The organism is Pseudomonas baltica, from assembly GCF_031880315.1.
GTDB lineage: Bacteria > Pseudomonadota > Gammaproteobacteria > Pseudomonadales > Pseudomonadaceae > Aquipseudomonas.
Map to the genome: position 1 here is coordinate 3,027,410 of NZ_CP134771.1, position 16,236 is coordinate 3,043,645.

The 16,236-nt window shown below is 61.1% G+C and carries 14 protein-coding genes and 2 tRNA genes; 2 read left to right on the plus strand and 14 right to left on the minus strand.

The window, feature by feature from the left end; all coding sequences use genetic code 11:
* Position 1: 1 nt before the first annotated feature.
* From rplI to rnr, 6 genes are all read right to left on the minus strand, one after another.
* The gene (gene rplI, locus REH34_RS13505; RefSeq protein ID WP_226505555.1) at positions 2-448 is read right to left on the minus strand and encodes a 50S ribosomal protein L9; all 447 of its coding nucleotides are present in this window, start codon (positions 446-448) and stop codon (positions 2-4) included.
* A 19-nt stretch (positions 449-467) separates the two neighbouring features.
* Positions 468-1,358 carry a hypothetical protein gene (locus REH34_RS13510; protein ID WP_226505554.1) on the minus strand — a complete coding sequence of 297 codons (891 nt, stop codon included), beginning with the start codon at positions 1,356-1,358 and terminating at the stop codon, positions 468-470.
* 35 nt (positions 1,359-1,393) lie between these two features.
* A complete protein-coding gene (gene rpsR / locus REH34_RS13515) occupies positions 1,394-1,624 on the minus strand; it encodes a 30S ribosomal protein S18 (RefSeq protein ID WP_003171373.1) in 231 nt (76 codons plus the stop codon).
* 28 nt (positions 1,625-1,652) lie between these two features.
* Positions 1,653-2,075: a 30S ribosomal protein S6 gene (gene rpsF / locus REH34_RS13520; RefSeq protein WP_226505553.1), complete on the minus strand. Its 423-nt coding sequence runs from the start codon at positions 2,073-2,075 to the stop codon at positions 1,653-1,655.
* A gap of 274 nt (positions 2,076-2,349) precedes the next feature.
* On the minus strand, positions 2,350-3,102 hold the full coding sequence (gene rlmB / locus REH34_RS13525) for a 23S rRNA (guanosine(2251)-2'-O)-methyltransferase RlmB (protein WP_226505552.1): 753 nt from the start codon (positions 3,100-3,102) through the stop codon (positions 2,350-2,352).
* Positions 3,099-5,798: a ribonuclease R gene (gene rnr, locus REH34_RS13530; protein ID WP_226505551.1), complete on the minus strand. Its 2,700-nt coding sequence runs from the start codon at positions 5,796-5,798 to the stop codon at positions 3,099-3,101. Before rnr ends, rlmB begins: the two co-directional genes overlap by 4 nt.
* Positions 5,799-6,023: 225 nt before the next feature.
* Here rnr and REH34_RS13535 point away from each other — a divergent pair.
* Positions 6,024-6,110 (plus strand) — tRNA-Leu (locus tag REH34_RS13535).
* A gap of 174 nt (positions 6,111-6,284) precedes the next feature.
* Positions 6,285-6,371, plus strand: a tRNA-Leu gene (locus REH34_RS13540).
* Between the two features lie 186 nt (positions 6,372-6,557).
* On the opposite strand, the gene REH34_RS13545 is transcribed toward REH34_RS13540, so the two are convergent.
* The 8 genes from REH34_RS13545 to miaA all read right to left on the minus strand — a co-directional run bounded on the left by REH34_RS13545 (position 6,558) and on the right by miaA (position 16,236).
* Entirely contained in the window at positions 6,558-8,492 is a 1,935-nt protein-coding gene (locus REH34_RS13545) for a methyl-accepting chemotaxis protein (protein WP_226505550.1), read from the minus strand.
* Positions 8,493-8,633: 141 nt separating this feature from the next.
* Positions 8,634-9,926, minus strand: a complete 1,293-nt coding sequence (locus tag REH34_RS13550) for an adenylosuccinate synthase (protein WP_226505549.1) — start codon at positions 9,924-9,926, stop codon at positions 8,634-8,636.
* 54 nt (positions 9,927-9,980) lie between these two features.
* On the minus strand, positions 9,981-11,168 hold the full coding sequence (locus REH34_RS13555) for an ATP phosphoribosyltransferase regulatory subunit (RefSeq protein WP_311971893.1): 1,188 nt from the start codon (positions 11,166-11,168) through the stop codon (positions 9,981-9,983).
* 286 nt (positions 11,169-11,454) lie between these two features.
* The gene (hflC, locus tag REH34_RS13560) at positions 11,455-12,321 is read right to left on the minus strand and encodes a protease modulator HflC (RefSeq protein WP_226505547.1); all 867 of its coding nucleotides are present in this window, start codon (positions 12,319-12,321) and stop codon (positions 11,455-11,457) included.
* Complete coding sequence (hflK, locus tag REH34_RS13565; RefSeq protein WP_226505546.1) at positions 12,321-13,499, minus strand: FtsH protease activity modulator HflK; 1,179 nt, start codon at positions 13,497-13,499, stop codon at positions 12,321-12,323. The genes hflC and hflK overlap by 1 nt, the downstream gene beginning before the upstream one ends.
* A gap of 96 nt (positions 13,500-13,595) precedes the next feature.
* On the minus strand, positions 13,596-14,897 hold the full coding sequence (gene hflX / locus REH34_RS13570) for a ribosome rescue GTPase HflX (RefSeq protein ID WP_311971894.1): 1,302 nt from the start codon (positions 14,895-14,897) through the stop codon (positions 13,596-13,598).
* Positions 14,898-14,909: 12 nt separating this feature from the next.
* Positions 14,910-15,173, minus strand: a complete 264-nt coding sequence (gene hfq, locus REH34_RS13575) for an RNA chaperone Hfq (protein WP_226505544.1) — start codon at positions 15,171-15,173, stop codon at positions 14,910-14,912.
* Positions 15,174-15,264: 91 nt separating this feature from the next.
* Complete coding sequence (gene miaA, locus REH34_RS13580; RefSeq protein WP_311971895.1) at positions 15,265-16,236, minus strand: tRNA (adenosine(37)-N6)-dimethylallyltransferase MiaA; 972 nt, start codon at positions 16,234-16,236, stop codon at positions 15,265-15,267.

The window sequence follows — 16,236 nt, forward strand, 5'->3', positions numbered from 1 at the left end:
CTTAAGCTGCTACCACGACAACGCGGACAGTGGCTTCTACGTCGCTGTGCAGGTGCACAGCCACGTCGAATTCACCGACGTTGCGGATGGTGCCGTTCGGCAGACGAACTTCGCTTTTTGCCACTTCGACGCCAGAGGCGGTCAGTGCATCAGCGATGTCGTGAGTACCGATCGAACCGAACAGCTTGCCTTCGTCGCCAGCGGTGGCAGTGATGGTCACTTCCAGCTCGGCCAGTTGGGCAGCACGGCTTTCAGCCGATGCTTTCTTGTCAGCGGCAGCTTGTTCCAGCTCAGCGCGACGCTCTTCGAACGCAGCCAGGTTGGCAGCGGTCGCAGCGGTAGCCTTGCCGTAAGGCAGCAGGTAGTTACGACCGTAACCAGCCTTGACGTTTACCTTGTCGCCCAGGTTGCCCAGGTTGGCGACTTTTTCCAGAAGGATCAGTTGCATGTGGAAATCCTCTTAACTTTTAACCTTCACCGTTCGCGTTATCGGCGTCTTTCGGCGCCAGACGACCGCGAAAATCAATCAGGCTGTCGACGATGGCCAAGACCACCAGCAACGGATAGATCAGTTGCATGAACAGCAGCAGTGTCACGTAAAGCCCGACCAGCCAGAACTTGCCCAGCGTGCCCCGTACCACCAGCCCGTGCATCAGCGCCAGGCCGGCAAACACCAGCGGAACACTGCACAACGGCGTCAGCATGGCGATCTGTGGACCGAAGTTCGGACCGACCAACATGCACGCCAGCAGCATCAACGCTGGCCACAGGGGGATTCTGATGGCCCGAAACTCGCGACCGAACCCACCCGGGTTGTACAACACTGCCTGCCAGTAGCGACCCAGAATCAGGGCCAGCACACTGACGGCTTGCAACAAGGCCGCAATCAGACCGGTCAGCACCGGTGCGATCAGCGCAGCCAGGCGGGCCTGTTCCTCTACCGACAATTGCTGGTAGAAGCCCTGAAGCAACCGCGGCAACAGCTTTTCGAGCTGTTGCGCCATCGCTTCGATGGGCACCTGGAACACCACACCCAATACCACGCCATACACCAGGCCCAGCGCGATGCTGACCAGCAGCACCCGGTTCCACGACTCACTGGAGCGCAATTGCGCCGCCAGCACCAGCGTGCCCAGCAACACCATCAAGGTGCGCGGTTCGCCGAAATACCACCAGACCAAGGCCGGCAGCAGAGCCCAGAGCAGAACGCCAGAGGCGTCCTTCATTCCGCGCCGCAGGTACACAAGGCACCCAGCGGCGGCACTCAACCAGAACAACAACGGCATTGCCGCACAAGCAACCACTACGAGAGTGGCCTGCACGCGACCGCGCATGATGAAATCAGCTAACGAACGCATGCAATCTATCCCTTGCTACAGTCGACTGCCCGGTCTCAGCGGCCGTGGCTGTCGGTGTAGGCCAGCAGGGCCAGGAAGCGGGCGCGCTTGATAGCGGTGGCCAGCTGACGCTGATAACGAGCTTTGGTACCGGTGATACGGCTTGGAACAATTTTGCCGGTTTCGGATACGTAGGCTTTCAGGGTGTTGAGATCTTTGTAATCGATCTCTTTCACTTCTTCAGCGGTGAAGCGGCAGAATTTACGACGACGGAAGAAACGTGCCATGTTATAGGCTCCTCAAGTGGTCCGTGGATTACTCGTCAGCGTTATCGCTGTTGTCGCTGTCATCACTGTCAGCGCTTTCAGCGCCTTCGTGCTCAGGACGATCGCGACGCTCACGGCGCTCACTGCGGTTTTCTTCAGCCTTGAGCATCTCGGATTGGCCAGTAACGGCTTCTTCGCGACGGATGACCAGGTTACGGATCACAGCATCGTTGTAGCGGAAGTTGTCTTCCAGCTCGGACAGAGCCTTGCCAGTGCACTCAACGTTCAGCATCACGTAGTGAGCCTTGTGAACATTGTTGATTGCGTAGGCCAGTTGACGACGGCCCCAATCTTCCAGGCGGTGGATCTTGCCGCCGTCTTCTTCGATCAGCTTGGTGTAACGCTCTACCATGCCGCCGACTTGCTCGCTCTGGTCAGGGTGGACCAGAAAGATGATTTCGTAATGACGCATGAATGCTCCTTACGGGTTGTAGCCTGCCGCCAGGGCGGTCAGACAAGGAGTGAATGAACACAGTGTAAGCTTGCTCGGACGAGGCACGTGCGTACCTGCCGCCACGGCAAGGGGCGCAATTGTAGTGAAGGGCGGGAGGGGAAGCAAGGAGATTGGTGATTATTTGAGCAATCACCGAAACAGTACAAGAGCTTCGCGAGCAAGCTTTGCTCCCACGGTGCAATGCAGACCTGTGGGAGCAAGGCTTGCCCGCGAAGAGGCCCTTGAGTGCAGATTACTTCTTCTTGGCGTTACGCTGACGGACCGCTTCGAACAGGCAGATACCGGTGGCCACCGAGACGTTGAGGCTGCTGACGCTGCCCGCCATTGGCAGTTTCACCAGGTAGTCACAATGCTCGCGAGTCAGGCGCCGCATGCCCTTGCCTTCGGCCCCCATGATCAGGATGGTCGGGCCGGTCATGTCGTGCTGGTAGAGGTCCATTTCCGCCTCGCCAGCGGTACCGACCACCCACAGGCCACGCTGCTGAAGCTTTTCCAGCGTCCGCGCGAGGTTGGTAACCGCCACCAGCGGAATCACTTCCGCCGCGCCGCAGGCCACTTTGCGTACCGCGGGGGTCAGGGTCGCCGACTTGTCCTTGGGCACGATCACTGCCAGTGCGCCGGCCGCATCGGCGCTGCGCAGGCAGGCGCCGAGGTTGTGCGGATCGGTCACGCCGTCCAGCACCAGCAACAACGGCGCGCCCTCGGTACGGTCGAGCAGCTCGTCGAGCATCGCTTCGCCCCAGACCTGGCTAGGGCTGACATCAGCGACTACGCCCTGATGCACACCCTCGCCCGCCCAGGCATCGAGCTCGCGGCGCTCGGCCGAGCCGACCGGAACGCGGTTCTCGCCAGCCAATGCCACCAGCGTCTGAACCCGTGGCTCGCTACGACCTTCGGACAACCAGATCTGTTTGACGCGCTTGGGGTGATGACGCAGCAGCGCCTCTACGGCATGCACACCGTAGATTTTTTCCAACTGACTCATGATTTCGCCTTGGGTTTACGCGAGCCCGACTTCGAAGGGCCTTTACGGTGCTTGGTCGGCCCCTTGCTGTCGTCGCCACTCTTGGCCGCGCTGCCTGGATTGCCCTTGGCCTCCGACAGCAATGCCTTTTTCATTTCACGGCTCTTGCGCACTTCGGCATTCTTGGCCGCCGCATCTGAAGCACGGTAAGCCTCTACCGGCTCAGCCTTGCCCGAGCGACGCGGCGGCTTGAGGTCCGGCGTCTTCTCGGCGGACTTGCTGGCGCCGCCGCGGCTCGATGTCGGCTTGCTGCCGGCGCCGGAGCGCGCGGCAGGTTCCTTGGGAGCGTAGGCCTTGTCCACCGGGTGGGCGTTATCGCCCTTGGCTTTTCCCGACGGTTTCTCTGCCCGCCCTTTGGTGACAGGTGCGTCGGCCAGACGGTTCTTGCGACCGATCGGGGCATCGAGGGTGGTCTGGGCAATTTCGAAATCGATCTTGCGCTCGTCGAGATCGACGCGCATGACGCGCACTTCAACAGTGTCGCCCAGGCGGAAATTGCGCCCGGTGCGCTCGCCAGCCAGTTTGTGATGCACTGGATCGAAGTGGTAGTAATCGCCCGGCAACGCGGTGACGTGCACCAGGCCCTCGACGAAGATATCGGTCAGCTCGACGAACAGGCCGAAACCCGTCACCGCAGTGATCACGCCCGGGAAGCTCTCGCCCACACGATCCTTCATGAACTCGCACTTGAGCCAGTTGACCACGTCACGGGTCGCTTCGTCGGCACGGCGCTCGCTCATCGAGCACTGCTCGCCCAACTGCTCGAGGGCATTTTCGTCGTAAGGGTAAATACGCGCTTTCGGAATGCTCGCCGCACCGGCACGGCGCACGTGCGGCGTGTCCAGCTTGGAGTGGATCACACTGCGGATGGCGCGGTGGGTCAGCAAGTCCGGATAGCGGCGGATCGGCGAAGTGAAGTGCGTATAGGCCTCGTAATTCAGGCCGAAGTGGCCCTGATTGTCAGCGCTGTACACCGCCTGACTCATGGAGCGCAGCATCACGGTCTGGATCACGTTGAAGTCCGGGCGATCGGCGATGGACGCCAGCAGCGCACGGTAATCCTTGGGCGACGGACCGTCCTTGCCCTTGTGCAGGGACAGGCCCAGCTCGCCGAGGAAGGCTCGCAGTTTTTCGAGACGCTCCGGCGGCGGCGCATCATGCACGCGGTACAGCGCCGGAATCTCGTGCTTCTTGAGGAATTCGGCGGTGGCCACGTTGGCGGCCAGCATGCACTCTTCGATCAGTTTGTGCGCATCGTTGCGAACGGTCGGCTTGATCTCGGCGATCTTGCGTTGCGAACCAAAGATGATGCGGGTTTCCTGAGTTTCGAAGTCGATCGCGCCACGTGCATGACGAGCGCTCAGCAGCACCTTGTAGAGCGCATACAGCTGTTTGAGATCTGGCAGCACATCGCCAAACTCGGCGCGCAGGGCCTTGGCTTCGGCGGTACGTGAATGCTCCAGCAACGTGCTGACCTTGTTGTAAGTCAGGCGCGCGTGAGAGTGGATCACGGCTTCGTAGAAGCAGTAGTCGGTCATCTCGCCGGTCTTGGAGATGGTCATCTCGCAGACCATGGCCAAACGGTCGACTTTCGGGTTCAAGGAGCACAGGCCGTTGGACAGCTGCTCGGGCAGCATCGGGATCACGCGCTCGGGGAAATACACCGAGTTGCCGCGCACCTGAGCTTCGTCGTCCAGCGCCGAACCCAGCTTGACGTAGCTCGACACGTCGGCAATGGCCACGTAGAGCTTCCAGCCGCCATTGAACAGGCGCAGCTTGCTCTTGGCTTCGCAGTAGACCGCATCGTCGAAGTCGCGGGCGTCTTCACCATCGATGGTGACGAACGGCAAGTGGCGCAGATCGATGCGCTTTTCCTTGTCCTTTTCTTCAACCTGGGGCTTGAGCTTGGCGGCTTCCTTGAGCACGGCGTCGGGCCATACGTGAGGAATGTCGTAGGTGCGCAGAGCGACGTCGATTTCCATGCCCGGGGCCATGTAATTGCCGATGATCTCGACAATGTCGCCTTGGGGCTGGAAGCGCGGGGTCGGCCAGTGGGTGATTTTCACCGCCACGAACTGCCCGACCTTGGCCGCGCCATGGCGACCCGGGGTGATCAGCACTTCCTGCTGGACCTTGGGGTTGTCCGGCTGCACGAAGCCGATACCGCCCTCTTCGAAATAGCGGCCGACCACGGTCTCGTGAGCACGGGACACCACTTCGACGATCACGCCTTCACGACGACCACGGCGATCGAGGCCGGAAACACGGGCCAGGGCACGGTCACCATCGAACACCAGACGCATTTGCGCCGGGCTCATGAACAGATCGTCGCTGCCGTCGTCGGGCACCAGGAAGCCGAAACCATCGCGGTGGCCGCTGATGCGCCCCAGGATCAGATCGAGCTTGTCGACCGGCGCGTAAGTGCCGCGGCGGGTGTAGATCAACTGAGCGTCGCGCTCCATGGCACGCAAGCGGCGGCGCAGGGCTTCGATCTGGTCTTCAGTGGAGAGGCCGAATTCGTCAGCCAGCTCTTCGCGGCTGGCGGGCGAACCGCGCTCGGCGAGGTGCGCGAGGATCAGCTCACGGCTGGGAATAGGGTTTTCATATTTTTCCGCTTCACGAGCGGCCTCGGGATCGAGGGACTGCCAATCGGCCATTAGAGAGAATTCACCTTGTCTATATGCGGGTTAGTTTGGCATAGGCGTATTGAAACGGGAAATTTCAGCTGCTGTTCAGTGCTGAATAAACCGGCGGAAGGTAAAAAAAACCCCGCTACGACCGCCCGGCGCAAAAATTTTAATATTTTTAACAACAGGGGTTTACAGCGCAAAATCCGCTCCGTATAGTGCGCGCCATCGCCGACGTACAGCGTTGTCGATGATGCCCAGGTGGTGAAATTGGTAGACACGCCAGCTTCAGGTGCTGGTGACCTTACGGTCGTGGAAGTTCGAGTCTTCTCCTGGGCACCAATTTCGAGATGCAGAGTAGCGCACTTTGATCTCACTCACAAAAACCCGCGAAAGCGGGTTTTTGCGTTTCTGGGCAATGACTTGGCCCGATGCAAAATTCCTTGCACGAGGGCTTTACAGAGTCAGGCGCCCTCCGTATAGTGCGGCCCACAACGACGCAGTGCGACGTTGTATGCCCAGGTGGTGAAATTGGTAGACACGCCAGCTTCAGGTGCTGGTGACCTTACGGTCGTGGAAGTTCGAGTCTTCTCCTGGGCACCATCTTCAGCTTAAACCCGCGAAAGCGGGTTTTTGCGTTTCTGGGGTTTGAAAATCCCTCAAATACTGTGTTGAGGCTACCGACGCCTTCGCGGGCAAGCCTTGCTCCCACAGTGCTGGCCGGTGTTGAGCCTTACCTCTGTGGGAGCAGAGCTTGCTCGCGAAGAGGCCAGCAGCCCCACCGCCAAGCTAAGCCCGAAACTGCCCGATACTCGCCTTCAGCTGCCCCGCCAGCTTGTCCAGCTCGACACTGCTGGCAGTCGTCTGCTGTACAAGATCGGCAGCGCGCTCCGCCTGCAGATGAATCGTCTCCACTCGCCCTTTCACCGCCTGCGCCCCTTGCGCCTGATGGGCCGCCGCCTGGGTCGCCAGACCGATCGCGGCATGCACCTGCTCCACCGAAGCCTGCACGCTCTGTTGCAACCGCGCACTGCCCTGCAATACTCGCAACCCCTCATCGGCCTGACGCCCGGCCTGACTGATCGCTGCCACCGCCTCCTTGGCCCCCGCCTGCAACGCCCCGATATGCGACTGGATATCGCCCGTAGAGCGCTGCGTCTTGCTGGCCAAAGCCCGCACTTCATCCGCCACCACGGCAAAGCCGCGCCCGCTTTCACCCGCGCGGGCCGCCTCGATGGCCGCGTTGAGCGCCAGCAGGTTGGTCTGCTCGGCGATGCCATGAATTACCGTCAGCACCACCTCGATCTGCTGACTTTGCTCAGCCAACCGCTCGATCACTCGCGAACCTGTCTGTACCTGCCCCGCCAAGGCCTCTATCAGCCCGCCCACCTGCTGCGAAGCGCGGGTGTTTTCATCGGTCGCCTGGCGAATCTCCACCACCTGCGCCAGCGCCGATTGCATCGCCTGGCTTTCCGCCTGCGCCTCGTCCGCCATCTTCGACAACGCCTGCAAGCTCGCTGCCACCTCGTCCCGCTGCAGCTCGGCGGCGGCATTGGCGCCGGCGTTGCGCTGCGTCAGGGCACCAATTTCCGCACCGGTGCGCTGAGCCACATCACCCGCCTCGCGCACGATGGGCTGCAACTTGTCGACGAAGCGATTGACCGCTGCGGCCATATCGCCAATTTCGTCACGACTGTCGAGCTGTACCCGCTTGGTCAGGTCGCCCTCGCCCGCCGCCAGATCATCGAGCGCGCGAATCAACAGATGCAGCTTGCTGACCACCCGGCGCCCGAGCACCACCGCCAGCACCAGCAATACCCCCAGGCCGACCAGTGCCAGGCCCATGCCGATGCGCCAACGCAATGCGCCCGCCGCTTCCTGCACCGCAGCGGTAGTATTGGCCTGCATGCCGGTCGCGCTGTCCTGCGCAATCTTGAGCCGACCTTGCAGCGTCTTCGCGCTGTCGCTGGCAGCGGAACCCAGGCTGTCGCCCACCAATTGAGCGCCACTGGCAATCAGTGCAGCAAAACGCTTGTCGAGCGCCTTGAGCTCGACATCGATAGACGCCGTCGATACGCCCATGCGTACCTTGCCGATCTCCACGCCGTTGGGGCTGATGGAGGACTCGACGTAATACACGGCCGGGTCGTTGCGCGCTGCATCCAGCGCTTTGTCCAGCGCGCGATCGCCGGCACCCTTCTCCACCAGTGCCTGGTTGATCGGGTTGTCGCGATTGAGATAACGGGTCAGGTGCTCGCCCGCGGCGTCGTCATAGACCACGAACAGCACGTTCGGATTGCGCTGGGCGCGCCGGGCGAATTCCGACAGCGCTGGCACATCGTTGTCCCACATGGCCCGCGGCGCCACCGAGGCGAGCAGTTGCGCCATGTCGTTGGCCGAGTCATGCAGGTCCTTCTCCAAGGTGGCGCGCAGTTGCTTCTGCTCATCCTGGAGGCGTGTCGACAAACCCGCCGTGAGCTTCTGCCGGGTGCTGCTCGACAGCGCCTCGAGGCTGCCACGCACCTCATCGCTGGCCTGCCCCAGCTCGGCACTCAGGCGCTGGCTGTCAACTTGCATGCTCTTGCCTAAATCCGCCTCCAGGGCGCTCACCGTGCTCCGCGTAAGAGCAACGGCCACCAGCACCTGCACCAAAAGGGCAATGCCGAGCGCGATGAACACCGGACGCAACAAACGACTCTGCAACAACGAAAGAATGGCCGACACCGCTGAACCCTCATTTTGTGGCTGCCACTAAAATGATGGCACTTCACACGAGGAGAGTCTCAGCAAATCCTGTGCCGCACAGGTGACAGAAACGACAAAGGGCCCGAATAGGGCCCCTTGTCTGTTACCGCGCTCGCTTGATCAGCCAAACGGGTGACGCAGCACGATCGTCTCGACGCGGTCCGGGCCGGTAGAGATGATATCGATCGGCGCGCCGACCAGCTCTTCGATGCGCTTGATGTAAGCGCGAGCGGCGGCAGGCAGTTCTTCCAAGGTCTTGGCGCCGACGGTGGATTCGCTCCAGCCTGGCATCTGCTCGTACACCGGCTCCAGGCCAATGTAGCTGTCGGCATCGGTTGGCGCGTCGATCACCGCACCGGCTTCGTTCTTGTAACCGACGCAGATGTTGATGGTTTCCAGACCGTCCAGCACGTCCAGCTTGGTCAGGCACAGGCCCGAAATGCTGTTGACGTCGATGGCGCGGCGCAGGATGACGGCATCGAACCAGCCGCAACGACGGGCACGACCCGTGGTAGCGCCGAATTCGTGACCCTTCTTGGCCAGGTAGGCGCCGACATCATCGAACAGCTCGGTCGGGAACGGACCGGAGCCCACGCGAGTGGTGTAGGCCTTGGTGATGCCGAGGATGTAGTCCAGGTACATCGGGCCAAAACCCGAACCGGTAGCGATACCGCCAGCGGTGGTGTTCGAGCTGGTGACGTACGGGTAGGTACCGTGGTCGATATCCAGCAACGAACCCTGGGCACCTTCGAACATGATGTCCTTGCCGGCGCGGCGCAGCTCGTGCAGCTCGGCGGTGACGTCGACCATGAGCGGGCGCAGCATCTCGGCGTATTCCATGCACTCGTCCAGAGTCTTCTGGAAGTCGATGGCGGGCTCTTTGTAGTAATTGACCAGCACGAAGTTGTGGTAGTCCAGCAACTCGCCCAGCTTGGAGGCGAAGCGCTCACGGTGGAACAGATCACCGATGCGCAGGCCGCGACGGGCGACTTTATCTTCGTAAGCCGGGCCGATGCCGCGACCGGTGGTGCCGATCTTCAGCTCGCCACGGGCCTTTTCACGGGCCTGATCCAGCGCCACGTGGTACGACAGGATCAGCGGGCAGGAAGGGCTGATACGCAGGCGCTCGCGCACAGGCACGCCTTTTTCTTCCAGCTTGATGATTTCGCGCAGCAGAGCGTCCGGCGCAACCACTACGCCGTTGCCGATCAGGCACTCGACACCTTCACGCAGCACACCCGACGGGATCAGGTGCAATACGGTTTTTTCGCCATTGATCACCAACGTGTGACCAGCGTTGTGGCCGCCTTGATAGCGCACCACCGCGGCAGCATGTTCGGTCAGCAGATCAACGATCTTGCCTTTGCCCTCATCACCCCATTGGGTGCCCAGGACTACGACATTCTTACCCATAACACTTGTCCTCATTCGCGCAAACTTGGTGCCGGCTGCGGCCGGCAGGAACACTCAAGAAGCCAGCGGCAATACCTGCCACAGCCCGTTCTGCTGAATCAATTGCCGGTCACAGTCCGCCTCCAGGGCGGCGCTCGCCGGTTGTCCAGGCAACGCCTGAACCACCCGCTGACCTTCGCTGCGCAGCTGGCAGACCGTCTGCCAGAGCGCTGCATCCGTGCTGTCAGGCATCCAGATGCCGCCAGACGGGAGCTCGATCTCGTTGCTGCCCAATGTCACCAGGCTCTTGAGATCGGTTGAAAAACCAGTGGCCGGACGCGCGCGCCCGAAATCCGCACCGATATCATCGTAACGACCGCCCTGGGCGATCGACACGCCGACACCCGGTACGAACGCGGCGAACACCACACCCGTGTGGTAGTGGTAGCCGCGCAGCTCGCCCAGGTCGAAATACAGCGGCAACTGCGGGAACCGCGCGGCCAGGCGCTTGGCGATTTCCAGCAAATCCTTCAACGCCGCCACAACGGGCGCCGGTGCATCGGCCAGCACTTCGCGGGCCTGCTCCAATACTTCCTGACCGCCACACAGCCCGACCAACGCACGCAGCATGCGCGCCAGGTCAGCGGGCAGGCCGGCCGTCAGGCTTATGACTTCGTCGATAGCCTTGCGTTGCAGGGCATCGAACAACTGCTGCTCGACCTCGCCGGTCAGGCCGGCCGCCCGGGCCAGGCCACGGTAGATACCGACATGACCAAGATCCATGTGCACACCCGGCACCTGCCACAGATCAAGCATAGCCAGCATCAGGCTGATCACTTCAACATCGCTGCTCGGGCTGGCATCACCATAGAGCTCGGCGCCCAGCTGGATAGGGCTGCGCGAATTCGACAGCGCCCGCGGCTTGGCATGCAGCACGCTGCCGGCATAGCACAGGCGGCTTGGGCCTTTGCGGCGCATGGTGTGAGCGTCGATGCGGGCGACCTGAGGCGTGATGTCGGCCCGAAAGCCCATCAGCCGACCCGATTGCGGGTCGATCACCTTGAAGGTGCGCAGATCCAGGTCCTGGCCCGCGCCGGTCAACAGCGACTCCAGGTACTCGATATGCGGAGTGACGACGAACTCGTAGCCCCAGCTCTGGAACAGATCCAACACCTTGCGGCGCGCTACTTCGATGCGCGCTGCTTCCGGCGGCAGTACTTCTTCGATGCCATCTGGCAGCAGCCAGCGGTCTACCGTTGCCATTACGCCAATCCCCTTTGATCCGGGCGGCCCGCCCTGAGCCGAGCCTTGAGTGAAGCAGATAGCGGCGCAGGCGCACGGCGGTCGCTACAGACCGCACAAGCCCTGGAGGCCGCTATCCTCGAAATCTTTACCGATGCACGGCCCGCTTAAAGGCCAATCGATATCGCAGACGCAAAAAAGCCGGGAATTTCCCGGCTGCCGCATCATACACACGTTTTGCCGAAGGATCACCCCGCCAGACGGATAAGCCGCCCGGCGGAGCCCTTCGCAGTGATGACTGCGACCTTTACTTGGGTTTCTTCATGTACTGGAAGAAATCGCTGCTCGGGTCGAGTACCAGCACATCACTCTTGCTGGAGAAGCTGTCGCGGTAGGCACGCAGGCTGCGATAGAACCCGTAGAACTCAGGGTCCTGGGAATAAGCCTTGGCGTAGATGGCTGCTGCTTGCGCATCACCATCACCACGGGCCTCTTCCGATTCGCGATAGGCCTCGGCCAGCAGTACACGGCGCTGGCGGTCGGCATCGGCGCGGATACCCTCAGCCAGCTCGTTACCCTTGGCACGGTGCTCGCGAGCCTCACGCTCACGTTCAGTGCTCATGCGCTCGAACACGCTTTTGTTGACTTCCTTGGGCAGATCGATGCCCTTGACCCGCACATCGATCACCTCGATCCCCAACTCTTTGTCGGCGATACGATTCAGCGAAGCGGTCATGTCAGCCATCAGTGCGTCGCGCTCACCGGACACTACTTCATGCAGCGTACGCTTGCCGAACTGGTCACGCAGACCGGACTCGAGGCGACGCCCCAAGCGATCGTCGGCGTTGGCCTTGAGGCCCGACGTGGCGGTATAGAAACGCTCGGCGTCCTTGATCCGCCACTTGGCGTAGGCATCGACCATCACGGCTTTCTTTTCCAGCGTCAGGAACCGCTGAGTAGGCGCGTCGAGAGTCTGCAGCCGCGCGTCGAACTTGCGCACCTGGTTCACATACGGGATTTTCGCATGCAGGCCAGGGGCTACATCGGCCTGAACGACACGGCCGAATTGCAGAAGCACAGCGCGTTCAGTCTGCGAAACGACATACAAGCTATTCCACGCGACGACCGCCAGGACAACGCCGACGATCAGGACAATCACGGATTTATTGCTCATCAGCGACTCTCCCTGGAACGCAATTCACGCTGCTGCTGTTGCAAGTCGGACGCCGCACGTGCACCCGCCGAATCGACCACCGGCGCCGGCGTTGTCGAGGACGCACCGCCATTGTTGCGGCTGCCCTGGACCATCTTGTCGAGCGGCAGATAGAGCAGGTTGTTGCCCTTGTCGCCACTGACCAGCACTTTGCTGGTGTTGCTGTAGACGTCCTGCATGGTTTCCAGATAAAGGCGCTCGCGCGTCACATCCGGGGCCTTGCGGTATTCGGTCAACAGCTTGGTGAAACGATCGGCCTCACCCTTGGCGCGCGAGACGACTTCGTCGCGATAGCCATTGGCATCTTCGATGATGCGCTGCGACTGACCACGGGCTTCCGGCACGACGCCGTTGGCATAGGTTTCTGCCTGGTTGCGCGAGCGCTGCTCGTCTTCACGGGCACGGATCACGTCATCGAAGGCTTCCTGCACTTCACGCGGGGCTGCCGCGCTCTGCACGTTGACCTGAGTCACGCTGATGCCGGTCTGATAAGTGTCGAGGAAGCGTTGCAGACGCTCCTTGATCTCACCCGCCATCTGCTCACGGCCTTCGGTCAGGACCTTGTCCATCGCGGTCGAGCCGACCACATGACGCAAGGCGCTGTCCGTCGCGTGCTGCAGGCTGACTTCAGGCTGGTCGACGTTGAGGACGAAGTCCTTCAGATTGCTGATCTTGTACTGCACGGTCAGCGGCACCTCGACGATGTTCTCGTCTTCGGTCAGCATCTGGCCCTGCTTGGAGTACGAACGCTCGCGCGTGACGTTTTCCATGTACTTTTTATCGAACGGTGGAAAGTAGATATTCAGGCCCGCACCCACGGTTTCGTAGTACTTGCCGAAGCGCAGCACAACGGCCTGCTCCTGCTCGTCGACCACGTAGACCGCGCTGTACAGCCAGATAGCCACCAGCACTGCCAGGCCAATGCCCAGCAAGCCGAAGCCACCGCCTTTGGACGACGACGGACCACCGCCATCACCGCTGCGTTTTTTCCCACCACCGAACAAACCGTTCAGGCTTTCCTGTAGCTTGCGGAAGGCTTCATCCAGATCCGGTGGCCCCTTGCGGTCGCCTCCGCGGCGTTTGCCACCCCAGGGATCCTGATTATTCGAATTGCCACCACCCGGCTCATTCCAAGCCATAGCGCTCTCCATCTGATAAAGCAAAGACGCGCCCGCGGCGCGCCAACCAATGCTACAGAATGCCTGTCACCTCGGCATAACCAGATACCGAAGCATTTATTGCAAAGTGTGTTGCTGGATGAATTCTTCGAGCTCCAGCCCTTCACGACTGATCAACCGATTGAACTCGACACGCGGCAGACGCACGGCCAGCAGGCTTGCGCCCTCGTCGTCGTGTGTTTCACTCTGGACCGCATTGACGGCGAAGAACTGCGCCCGCAAACGCGCGAATTGCTGCCCCAGGTGCAAGGTACCGACGAACAGATCGTTTTCGATCAGTTCCGCCATGGCCTGGCGCAGCAGGTCCAGGCCGCGGCCATCACGAGCCGACACCCAGACTCGCTGCGGCTTGCCATCTGCATCGCGCTGAATCTGCGGCTCTACGCCTTCGAGCAGATCGAGTTTGTTATACACCTCGAGGATCGGCAAGCCTTGTGCACCAATTTCGGTCAGCACCGCCATCACCTGTTCGATCTGCTGATCGCGCTCGGGCTCGTGGGCATCGATCACATGCAGCAACAGGTCGCTGTTGTTGGACTCTTCGAGCGTAGCTCGGAAAGCCTCCACCAGCTTGTGCGGCAAATGGCGAATGAAGCCCACGGTATCGGCCAGCACGATCGGCCCGGCGTCGGGTAGCTCGAGCCGACGCAGGGTCGGATCGAGGGTAGCGAACAATTGGTCGGCCGCGTAGACATCCGAGGAGGTCACGGCATTGAAGAGCGTGGATTTGCCGGCGTTGGTGTAACCCACCAGCGACACCGAAGGAATGTCCGCACGCTTGCGGCCACGACGGGCCTGCTCGCGTTGACTGCGGACCTTTTCGAGGCGCGCCTTGATCTGGCGCAGGCGAACCCGCAACAGACGACGGTCGGTTTCAAGCTGGGTTTCACCCGGGCCGCGCATGCCGATACCGCCGCCCTGGCGCTCAAGGTGAGTCCAGCCACGCACCAGACGCGTGCTCATATGCTCGAGCTGGGCCAGTTCGACCTGCAGCTTGCCTTCATGGGTACGGGCGCGTTGCGCGAAGATATCGAGAATCAGACCGGTACGGTCAAGCACGCGACACTCGAAAGCTTTTTCGAGGTTACGTTCCTGACTGGGTGTGAGGGTGTGGTTGAAGATCACCAGGTCGGCATGTTCTGCCTTGACCTGGTCACGCAACTCTTCGACCTTGCCACTGCCTATCAGATACTTGGCAGTGGGCTGATGTCGCGACACGCTCACGAACGCGACGGTGTCGGCACCTGCCGAGACAGCCAGCTCCTGAAACTCCTGCGGATCTTCACGCGCCTCAGGGTCCTGACCATCCAAGTGAACGAGTATCGCCCGTTCACCACCGCCGTGGCGCTCAAAGAACAATGCAGACTCCTATCAGGCGTTACCTGGTTCGCTGCCATGTTCGGCGCCATCTTCGCTGGCGCTAGGCAGGCGAATCGGACGGACCGGAACAACGGTGGAGATAGCGTGCTTGTAAACCATCTGGCTCACGGTGTTTTTCAGCAGGATGACGAACTGGTCGAACGACTCGATCGTGCCTTGCAGCTTGATACCGTTGACGAGATAAATTGAAACCCCCACTTTTTCTTTACGCAAGGTGTTCAAGTAAGGGTCTTGTAGCGAATGCCCTTTTGACATGTGCCGCACTCCTTTAAGGATCGATAGAATAATTCGAAAAATGATGGCTTTAGCCGTCGCACCCCCAAGGATAGACGGCAATTGCAGGGACTCAGCTCAATATGGAGACCGAATCCAGGTATTTCAAGGTGCGCGGCAGATTGTCGCAGGCCAGGCTGTCCAGCCAGTTTAAGTCAGCCCAACTGCGCAACCAGGTAAATTGTCGCTTCGCCAATTGGCGAGTGGCAATGATGCCCCGCTCCTGCATTTCTACCGCTGTCAGCTTGCCATCGAGATGATCCCAGACTTGCCGATAACCCACTGCCCGAATCGACGGCAGACCTGCATGCAAGTCGGCCCGGTCGTGCAGCGCTTTGACCTCGTCAACGAATCCCTGTTCAAGCATCTGCCCGAATCGAACTGCAATTCGGTCATGCAACACCCGCCGATCCGTCGGAGCGATCGCCAGATTGGCCACAGTATAGGGCAATTGACCGCTTCCAGAAGCGCCTGCGTCAGTACTTTGCGCGATTTGTCGCTGCCGATGCTCGGTCATGCTCGCGCCGCTGACCAGAAACACCTCCAACGCGCGGATCAAGCGCTGGGGATCATTGGGGTGAATGCGTGCCGCCGACACCGGATCGACGGCCGCCAGACGCGCGTGCAGCGCTTGCCAGCCGTCACGTGCGGCGTCTGCTTCAAGGGTTTCGCGCACCTGGGCGTCGGCGGCCGGCATATCGGCGAGCCCATCGAGCAACGCCTTGAAATACAACATGGTGCCGCCCACCAGTAACGGGATATTGCCCCGCGCGGTGATCTCGGCCATGGCCTGCAAGGCATCGCGACGAAAATCCGCCGCGCTGTAGCTCTGCGCCGGGTCGAGGATGTCGATCAGCCGATGGGGGTACTGGGCGAGCACGTCGCGGGACGGCTTGGCGGTACCGATGTCCATGCCGCGATAGACCAGCGCCGAGTCGACGCTGATCAGCTCGCAGGGCAGCACCTTGGTCAGCTCGATGGCCAGGTCGGTCTTGCCGGCAGCGGTCGGCCCCATCAGGAAAATGGCGGGTGGCAAGGCACTCAT